Origin of the sequence: Halostella sp. PRR32, from assembly GCF_034808085.1 — an archaeon.
Taxonomy (GTDB): domain Archaea; phylum Halobacteriota; class Halobacteria; order Halobacteriales; family Natronoarchaeaceae; genus Halostella; species Halostella pelagica.
On record NZ_JAXHGL010000002.1, the window covers coordinates 574,431 to 584,325 of the forward strand.

Genomic DNA, 9,895 nt, shown 5'->3' on the forward strand with positions numbered 1-9,895 from the left:
GCTGCCTCGGCTAGGGGGCATCGATGAACGCGCCGGCGGTTAGAGAGCGCGCGGACGACCTGCCTCGGGAGCCGGGCATCTACCAGTTCCGCCGGAACGGGACGACGCTGTACGTCGGGAAAGCGGTCGACCTCCGGGACCGCGTGCGCTCCTACGCGGACCCCCGGAGCCAGCGCATCGCCCGGATGGTCGAGCGCGCCGACGACGTCGAGGTCGCCGCGACGGACACGGAGACGCAGGCGTTGTTACTGGAGGCGAACCTCATCAAGCGCCACCAGCCACGGTACAACGTCCGCCTGAAAGACGACAAGTCCTACCCGCTGGTGCAGTTGACCGACCACGCCGCCCCCCGGATAGAGGTGACGCGCGACCCCGCGGAAGACGCCGTCGCATACGGCCCCTTCACCGACAAAGGTCGCGTCGAAACCGTCGTGAAAGCGCTCCGGGAGACGTACGGCGTCCGGGGGTGTTCGGACCACAAGTACGCGAACCGCGACCGGCCCTGTCTCGACTACGAGGTCGGCCTCTGTACCGCCCCCTGTACCAGCGAGATCAGCGAGGACGCATACGCCGGAGACGTGGCGTCAGTCCGGCGGTTTTTCGAGGGCGAAACGGGCGTCCTCTCGGATCCGCTCCGGCGCGAGATGGAGCGCGCGGCGGAGAACCGGGAGTTCGAACGCGCCGCGAACCTCCGGGACCGCCTCGACGTGGTGGAGTCGTTCCACGAGGGCGGCGGCGAGGCGGTGAGCAGTCAGGACGGCGCGCGTTCGGTCGACGTAGTGGGCGTTGCCATCGAGGGCGGCGACGCGACGGTCGCGCGCCTCCACAGCGAGGGCGGGCAACTCGTCGACCGGGAGCGCCACCGTCTCGCCGCACCGGCGGACGACGGGAACACGGGCGAGCGGGGAGAGTCCGAGAATCGCCGAACAGACAGGTCAGGGAGTGCGCGCGTCCTCTCGGCGTTTCTCACCCAGTACTACGCCGAGCGAGACCTACCGGACGCCATCCTGTTGCCTGAACATCACGGCGACCCCGAGATAGACGCCTGGCTTGACGCCGAAGGCGTCGCCGTTCGCGTCCCCGGCGCGGGTCGCGAGGGGAAACTGGTCGAGTTGGCGCTGAAAAACGCTCGGCGGCGCGGCGGAGACCGCGACGGGACGCGAATCCTGGCCGACGAACTCGGGATCGACAGCGCGGACCGCATCGAGGGGTTCGACGTGAGTCACGCCCACGGGAGCGCGGTCGTCGGCAGCAACGTCGCCTTCGTCGACGGGGACCCCGTGAAAGCCGACTACCGCCGGAAGAAACTGGACGAGCGAAACGACGACTACGCCAACATGCGCGCGCTGTTGCGCTGGCGGGCGGAGCGGTCGGTCGACGGCCGCGACGACCGCCCCGACCCCGACCTCCTACTCATCGACGGCGGCGAGGGGCAACTCGACGCGGCGCGGGACGCCCTCACGGAGACCGGTTGGGACGTGCCCGCCGTTGCGCTCGCCAAAGACCAGGAGCTGGTCGTGACGCCGTCAGGCGTGTACGACTGGCCCGACGACGCGCCGCAACTTCACCTCCTCCAGCGCGTGCGCGACGAGGCCCACCGCTTCGCCGTGCAGTACCACCAGACGGTTCGAGACGAGGTTTCGACAGTTCTCGACGACGTTCCCGGCGTCGGCCCGGAGACGCGAAAGCGTCTCCTCCGGCGGTTCGGCAGCGTCGAGAACATCCGGGATGCTTCGCCCGAGGAACTCCGAACCGTCGACGGCATCGGGGCAAAGACGGTCGAGACGCTATCCACTCGCCTGTAACGCCGAATACCGGTCGTTTTGGACCGTGGTCTGACCGATCCGGGTGATCACAAACGATTAATAATAGCATATGTTATCACTCACCATGGCACCGGAATTCGGAGCGCTGTCGCTCGTACCGCCGCTTCTGGCCATCGCTCTCGCGATCATCACGCGCCGGGCGATGCTGTCGCTGTTTCTCGGCGTGTGGATCGGGGGCGCTATCGTCGCCGGCGCTGCGGCCGACACCGTCCTCGAGTACGCCGCAACGCCGTTTACAGGCGTCATCGAAGCGTTCGACTGGATAATCAGTTCGATAGGCGAGAGTACGTTCCAGGCGAAGATCATCGTGTTCACGTTCCTGCTCGGTGCCGGGATCGCGTTGCTGTGGCGTCTCGGCGGGTCGCTCGCCGTCGCGCAGTTCGCCAGGTCCCGCGTCGACTCCCACCGTCGGGTGGGGATCGTCACGTGGCTGTTCGGGATGGTGTGGTTCTTCGACGACTACGCCAACACCGCCATCGTCGGGTCGGCGATGAAGGACATGGCCGACAACATGCAGATGTCCCGAGAGAAGTTGGCGTACATCCTCGATTCGACGGCCGCCCCCGTGGCGACGTTCGGCATCTCCTCGTGGGTCGCGTTCCAGATCGGCCTCGTCCAGACAGCCTACGAGAACATGGGCATTCAGGGCGACACGCCGTCGGCCACCGCGACGTTCCTCTGGTCGATCCCGTTCAACGTCTACTGTCTGTTCGCGCTCCTGATGGTCGGCATCGTCGTCGTCACCCAGCGCGACTTCGGCGAGATGCTCGACGCGGAGACCCGCGCCCGCAGGACGGGTAACGTGACGCGAGAGAACGCCAACCCGCTCCAGAGCATGAAAGAAGACCTCGGCGACCCGGTCACGGACAACCCCCGACTGCGGACCTTCGTTTTCCCCGTCACCGTCCTCGTCGTCGTCGTCATCGGCGGCGCGGCCTGGACCGGTTACGCGCCCGGCAGAGACGCGCTCGGCATCGCCGAAAACGCCGACTTCACCGGCGCGCTCGTCTGGGGGTCGTTCGGCATGGTGGCGACCGCGCTCACCCTCGGCCTGATCGACGACCACATCGACCTGGAGGAGGGGATGGAGACGGTGCTCGACGGGTTCGGCATCATGCTCCACGCGGTCAGCATCCTCGTGCTGGCGTGGTCCATCGGGTCGGTCGCCACCGCGCTCGGTACCGGCGACTACGTCACCGGCATCGCCGAAGGGTTCGTCAGCCCGATGATGCTCCCGATCGTCATCCTGTTCACCTCGGCGGTCATCTCCTTCTCGATCGGTACCTCGTGGGGGACGATGTCGCTGGTCACGCCCGTCGCCGTCCCGCTGGCGTGGTCGATCGGTAACCAGAGCCCAGAGATGGTCGCTGTCGCGGTCGGAGCGGTGTTCAGCGGGTCGATCTTCGGCGACCACTGCTCGCCCATCTCCGACACGACGATCCTCTCGTCGACGTTCGCCGGGTCCGACCACATCGACCACGTCCGGACGCAGATGTACTACGCCGTCACGGTCATCTCCGTCGCGACGCTCGCGTACCTGATCTACGGCGTGACCGGTCTCGGGCCGGCCGTCTTCCTGCCGGTCAGTGCCGTGGTACTGTTCGGTCTCGTGTACGCCCTTTCCGAGTTCGACGCCAACCGAAAAGACGTCCCCGCGAAGCCGTTCGACGGGACGGCTGAATCCGGGACCGTCAGCGACGACTGATAGGAACTGTTGGAATTCAGTTCGGTGTTTCGCAGACGCTGGGTCGGCGACTATCAGTTGATCAGACGGTCACAGTCGGCACTTGTCGAACGCAGTGGGCCTCCGACGCGTCTCTACGCTCTCCGTCGGACACGTGAGCGGGATACCGTCGTCAGTTCGAGTAAGCGTCAGCGGTACGTTCCCCACGCTTCGACGGATCCCGGTTTCTCGCCGTACAGGCAGACGGGTCGAAAGGTTGGGGTGGGGTGTGGGACCAGTTGCAGGGCGGCGTCGGGAGCTGCTACGGACAGACGTCGCTGGGTCAGATGTTTCGCGGGGACGGTCCCGCGAAACTCTTCAACGACGTCCGTCGGCGTGACTTCGTAGGGACTGCTGTACGTCATTCCGGTACGTCGCCGACACGTGTCGGCAAACACCGGGACACAGTTACAGCAGTCCCTATCAGGCAGTCGGTTGGCGTGGCTGTCAGGGACGGAGGCGTCGGAGCAGATCAGTGTCGATGTCTGGCAACGACCGGACGACACGGGGACTCCAGGCGGCCTCCGCACTCGGATAGAGATAGGGCAGTATATTAACTCCGGATCCTCGGTTTCAGGACCAGAAACAGGAGCAAGTTTTTAAATGGGGTGCGATAGTCTACGACGGTAGGTTGTGGGTTCCCAACGATCACTGCTTCCACATTCGGAACGCGGCAGTGGGGCCTCTCGGGATTATTCAGGGGGTAAACCCCGACTATGATGCCGATAATAATACCGAGACAGCCGGATCTGCCCAACTACGCAGATGAAACGATTACCACTCGACCGGAAGCGAATCGGCATCGTGTTGATCGTCGGGGCACTCGTCCTGGCGGCGGGCTGTACCGGAATCGGTGGCGACGAGACGAACACCGAGACGGAAACGATCGAAAACAGCAACGCGACTGCGGGCGACGAAGCTAACGCGACGGACGACGGGTCCGCTGAAACGACGACTGCGGCGGACGCCGCGGCGACGGGGAAGATAGCTGTGGCCGTCAACGGGACCAGACTCGACATCACCGAGGAGTACAACAGTTCCTCTGAAGCGTTCCGTGTGAACGACAGTGCGAACGATGTCTGGCACCGATCTAACGAAACCGTGACGCTCGCCGAAGCGCTCGCGACGCTCGGCCTCGAAGCGACGGCTGACACTCTCACCCACGACGGGACGACCTACGACGACAGCGCGAACGGCACTACCGTGACCGTTCGCGTCAACGGCGAGGCGGTCGACCCCGAGCGCTACGAACTGCAAGACGGTGACGAAGTGTGGGTCGTCGCAACGACATCCGAGACGAACACCTCCGCCCCGGAGGAACACATCAGGCACGAGGATCTCCACGTCCACGGGAACATCACGTTCGAGGTCGACGGCGAGGAAGTCGACTTCAGTCGCGATAAGTACCAGAACGCGGACCACAGCCAGTACTTCCACTTCGAGAACGGTGCCGGCGAACCGTGGCACGCGCACGCCTGGAACGTGACTCTCGGATACGGGATGTCGACGCTCGAGGGGATCAACGTGACCGAGGACTCAGTCACCTACGAGAACGAGACCTACGTGGACGGCGAAAACGGGGCGTCGGTTTCGGTCGAGGTGAACGGCGAACCCGTTGACCCGAACGGATACGTTCTCAAAGACGGTGATTCGATCCGGATCGTCGTCGACACGGGGGCCTGAGACACCGAGTTCGTAACAGGAACTGATTGCACTCTATCCGCACCGTTGGGACCAATTACGACACCGAACGACCGAAGGATTTCAATGGGCTTCATCTCGGAAATTCACCTCTCGCCACCGAGCACCGCGTTGGGGTCGACGATCCGTGCGGTGTCGAATACCCCCATTCGCTGGGAGTACACGACCGTCGTCGACGACTCAACCGTGCTGTTCCTTTCGGTGTTCGGTGACGGTTTCGACGAGTTCGAGGCGTCACTCGACCGAGATCCGACCGTGGCCGATGGCCGCCGGATCGCGACGTTCGCGAACCGGTGCGTCTACAGCGTCCGGACGACGGCCGACTGTCAGTTGATCCCTCCGAAGTGCTCCGAACTAGGTATCTTCGTCTTCAACGTAGTGAGCGGGGACGGCGGGTGGGTCTTCAGACTACAGATCCCCGACCGAGACGCGTTGCTCGAGTTCAAGGAGCACTGCCGGAAACACGACATCGGGTTTCGAATCGTCCGGTTACGCGAGTCCGACTACGCCGACGGAGTCGCGGCGGCCGGCCTGACTGACCAGCAGCGAGAACTCCTGCTCAGGGCGTTTTACGCCGGGTACTTCGATGTCCCGCGTCGCGTCTCGCAGAGCGACCTGGCGGATCAACTCGACGTGTCTACGTCCGCTGTCTCCCAACAGCTTCGGAGAGCAATCGAGCAGCTGATAACGACGACGATCGACGCTGACAGTTCGGGCTGGTAACTCCGTTACTTGAGAACACGCAAGCGAATCGCCGGCGGTGAACGCGGCGGTACTAGAACTTTGTATATAAAAACTGTACAGCTGAATACACAGATATTGGTCATGTCGAGCGCTGAGGATTAGTACAGAAATAAATGAAGCTTCCAAATTTCATTACAGACAAAGAGTACGATACGGGAAGTACGGCGACTGAAACCTCAGCGGATGCGGTCGGTTCCGACCGGGAGAACGGACCGCGATCCGCGGCTGGTGCAAAGCGATCGCTTACGCGTCGGGGATGCCTCAAGAGCGCGGTAGCCACCGGAGTCACCGGTATAGGGATCGCATCGACGGCGAGCGCGTCTAGCGGCGATGGATCGTATTCGGACTATTTCGACGAGTACGACACCGTGATCGACATGGTCGAAGCCGGCGCTGACAACACCGGCAGTGAACCCATTACGGATGTACTAAAGGCACACCGAGGCGACGACACGCTCCTCGTCTTCCCGCCGGGACGCTACTACATGGACGAGCAGTTCCGGTTCACGGGGTTCGAGAACTTCGGGCTACTCGGGAACGACGCGACGCTCGTTCCGGCGAACTACCACGAGTTCGACGGGCCGCAGTACCGGCTCTTCCGACTCGGCGTGGACTACAGCCCCGGACGCAACCTCTTGGTCGAGGGATTCACCGTCGACCAGACCGCCACAGACACCGGTATTCGCGTAATCGACACGTTCGTTGCTGACGGCCTCGAAGTCCGCGACATCACGGTCGACGGCTACCACGACAGCGGGACGTGGGGGCCGGGGCTGTTCAACATCACCGACCCCGACGGCAGCGGAATCGTCGAGGGGTTCAAGGCACCCGACGGGGCGGCCTGGGTCGACGAGACGCCTAACGCCGGAAACCTCTGGCGCGGACCGAGCGGTATCATCGCCAACCAAAACCGCGGGACACTCACGTTTAGGCACTGCGTACTCGGTCCATTCCCGGACAACGGCCTGTACGCTTCGGGCGGCACCGGAACAGTCGTCGTCGAGGGAGGCATCTTCAAAAACAGCAACGCGGCGAACGTCCGCATCGGCGGCGACAGCAGTCGCGTCGAGTGGGTGACCGTCGAGGTCGACGACGCTCGCCCGCAAGACACCAGCCAGCGCGCCATTCGACTCGAAAACGGAGACGGCCTGCGCGTCGAGGGGGCCGCGGTCCGGGTCACCAACCCGATGCCGACCAGTCACGCCATCTCCGTTATGAACACATGCGAGGGAACTCGCATCGAGAACTCGACCATCGATATCAGCGGCGACGAGATCAATCAGGGGATCGTCGTTTCGCCGGACGCCGGCGAAACGGTCATCGTCGACACCGATATCACCCACGACACGACCGGCGGCTACCCTATCTGGATCCGCGAGAGCGACCGCACCGATCAGGTGCTCTGCGAACACGTCACGGTCTCCGGGCAAGCGGGGGACGACGGCGGGTTCCGCGACGGCATCCGCTGTGAGCGGGACAACTGTCGCTTCAACGCGGTAACCGTCACTCAACCGTCCGATGTCGACCGCAACGCCCTGGTGAACACGGGCGATGACTGCCGAATATATAAAGGCGAGTATCGGGCCTCGCAGTACCCGATCGTCGACCTCGGTAGCGGTACCGTCGTCCGCGAAGTACACGCCGAGTCCTACGACGGGAACGAAGGGGTTTTGCTCTACGACCAGTGCGAGAACGCCGCGCTGAAAAAGAATACCCTCGTCAACGGCGTCAAGGACAACGGCTGCGACGGTCTGGTGATGTGGGGGAACACGTTCTAGCGCGCTCGGAACGCGGACACCGGGGGTAGCATGCTGACCGAGGCGACCGGGAGTGCCCGAGCATTGTCTCCGGGTTTCGGCGGAACGAGGGACCTTAACGAAACGATAATAATCCGTCTCTGGTTGGAAGTAACGCCACCGTGACCGTAGCGAGAAGTACACCCCGCACGCGGAACTATCGTCTGCCGGCTTCACCGGCCACTCAGGGCCGAGATGAACCGTGAACCGGAGCCTCCTGAGCGGCGTTCTCTCAGTCGCCGGTAGCAAGGTCGTGATCCTGGTCGTCGGCATCCTGACGACGCCGATGCTCGTCCGACTGTTGGGCATCGCCTCGTTCGGTCAGTACTCGTTCGTGCTCTCGACGTTTTCCGTGTTCATGATCTTCATCAGTTCTGGGATCACGGACGGCGTCCGGAAGTTCATCGCCGAGGAGCGGCCTGTCGCCGACTGGAGCGAACACGTCGTCGGCTTTTACTTCCGACTGGCATTGCTGTTCGCGGCGGTCGGGGCCGGTCTACTCTGGTACGCAGCCGATTCGGGCGCTATTGCGCGCTTCATCGGTGCGGAGTTTACGGACTACTTCTACGCGCTCGCCGCGCTGGTCGTCGCCGCACAGTTCCGGTCGTTCGCTCGGAAGACGCTCATGGGTTTCGGGCTCGAACGGTACTCGGAACCGCTGCAGGTACTCGATACCGTTGCGTTCGTCGCGATCGCGCTTCCGCTCGTCTACCTGGGATACGGGGTTGTGGGTGCGCTCACCGGGCGCGCCCTCTCGAGTTTCCTCGTCGGGGTGATCGGCCTGGCGCTGATCCATCGGACGTCGTCGCTACGCTACGTGTTCCGCCGGACGCCGCCGAATTTCCCCCGGCGTTCGATGTTCACGTTCAACTCGATGAGCGTCGTGCTCGTGTTCCTGCTGACATCGCTCTATCACGTCGACGTTCTGATGCTCCAGACGTTCCGAGGGAGTGCGGACGTCGGAAATTACAAGATCGCGCTCAAGATCGCGGAGTTTCTCTGGTTCATACCGATGACCCTCCAGACTGTCTACGTCCACTCGACATCCGAACTCTGGTCGAAGAGCCAGCACGCGAAGATATCGTCATTGGCCGCCCGAACCACCCGGTACACGTTCCTCCTCACGGGCGTTATGGCCATCGGTCTCGCCACCCTCTCCGGTATCGTCGTCCCGCTCTACGGCGGTGCCTCCGCGACGGCGGCGACCACCCCGCTCCTTCTCCTGCTTCCGGGCGCTCTCGGGTTCGCCGTCGCCCGCCCGATCCTCGCCGTCGCACAGGGGAAGGGGAACCTCGCGTACCCCGTTTTCGCAACCGGGATGGCCGCCGTGATCAACCTCTCTCTGAACCTCGTGTTCATCCCGCTGTACGGGATGGTCGGTGCGGCGGTGGCGACGAGCGTGGGCTACGGTTCGATGGCACTCTTTCACTTCTGGAGCGCTCGAAAGGTCGGCTTCGACCCGCTCGCCGACGCCCGCCTCGTTCGGGTCGCACTGACGACCGCCTTCGCCGCGCCGGCCATCTTCGCGCTCCCGTCGCTCGTCGAGGGCGACTTCCTCACACTGGCTGTCGTGCCGCCGCTCGGCTTCGTCATCTTCGGCTGCTGCGCGCTCGTCACGGGAGCGGTCAGCGTCGGCGAGCTACTGAAGGTCCTTGCCTCGTTCCCGGAACCGATCGGGGGGGTCGCCCGCGATATCTACTGGTCTCTCGGCGATAGACGCATCTCGCCGCTGGTCACCAGCACACTGCAGAACGTCTTGATCGTGATCGGCGTCCTACTGTTGATCACGGGACTGGGAGTGACGCTCCTCGGACCGAGCGCTGGTTTCGGCGACAGCGCATCCGCCTCGCCGAACGGGTCCCCCACGACCGTCGAACCGACTACTACCGAAGATGGGAACCCCACGAGCGAGCAACCGACGACAACAGCCGAAACGACAACCGGGGAAGAGACAACCGCGGAGGAACGGACGACAACGAACGATAATACGCCCGTCAACAATACGACCGACGACAACACTACTGCCGACAATACGACCGACGACAACACTACTGCCGACAATACGACCGACGACAACACTACTGCCGACAATACGACCGACGACA

Annotated in this window: 7 protein-coding genes; 6 read left to right on the forward strand and 1 reads right to left on the reverse strand. The window is 63.6% G+C overall.

What is annotated here, in order from left to right; genetic code table 11:
* Positions 1 to 23: 23 nt before the first annotated feature.
* Together SM753_RS08165 and SM753_RS08170 are read left to right on the forward strand one after the other, a co-directional pair.
* Positions 24 to 1,805: an excinuclease ABC subunit C gene (locus SM753_RS08165; RefSeq protein WP_323191210.1), complete on the forward strand. Its 1,782-nt coding sequence runs from the start codon at positions 24 to 26 to the stop codon at positions 1,803 to 1,805.
* 85 nt (positions 1,806 to 1,890) lie between these two features.
* Positions 1,891 to 3,531 carry a Na+/H+ antiporter NhaC family protein gene (locus SM753_RS08170; RefSeq protein ID WP_323191211.1) on the forward strand — a complete coding sequence of 547 codons (1,641 nt, stop codon included), beginning with the start codon at positions 1,891 to 1,893 and terminating at the stop codon, positions 3,529 to 3,531.
* A 167-nt stretch (positions 3,532 to 3,698) separates the two neighbouring features.
* Here SM753_RS08170 and SM753_RS08175 read toward each other — a convergent pair whose 3' ends face one another.
* Positions 3,699 to 3,914 carry a hypothetical protein gene (locus SM753_RS08175; RefSeq protein ID WP_323191212.1) on the reverse strand — a complete coding sequence of 72 codons (216 nt, stop codon included), beginning with the start codon at positions 3,912 to 3,914 and terminating at the stop codon, positions 3,699 to 3,701.
* A gap of 400 nt (positions 3,915 to 4,314) precedes the next feature.
* Between SM753_RS08175 and SM753_RS08180 the strand changes: the two genes are divergently transcribed.
* The 4 genes from SM753_RS08180 to SM753_RS08195 all read left to right on the forward strand — a co-directional run.
* Positions 4,315 to 5,232 (forward strand): MoaD/ThiS family protein, encoded by a 918-nt coding sequence (locus tag SM753_RS08180; protein WP_323191213.1) that lies wholly within the window; start codon positions 4,315 to 4,317, stop codon positions 5,230 to 5,232.
* 84 nt (positions 5,233 to 5,316) lie between these two features.
* The gene (locus SM753_RS08185; protein ID WP_138798451.1) at positions 5,317 to 5,973 is read left to right on the forward strand and encodes a helix-turn-helix domain-containing protein; all 657 of its coding nucleotides are present in this window, start codon (positions 5,317 to 5,319) and stop codon (positions 5,971 to 5,973) included.
* A 134-nt stretch (positions 5,974 to 6,107) separates the two neighbouring features.
* Positions 6,108 to 7,772, forward strand: a complete 1,665-nt coding sequence (locus tag SM753_RS08190; protein ID WP_369335337.1) for a right-handed parallel beta-helix repeat-containing protein — start codon at positions 6,108 to 6,110, stop codon at positions 7,770 to 7,772.
* A gap of 220 nt (positions 7,773 to 7,992) precedes the next feature.
* On the forward strand, positions 7,993 to 9,895 hold a 1,903-nt coding region (locus SM753_RS08195), incomplete at its 3' end, for a flippase (RefSeq protein ID WP_323191215.1).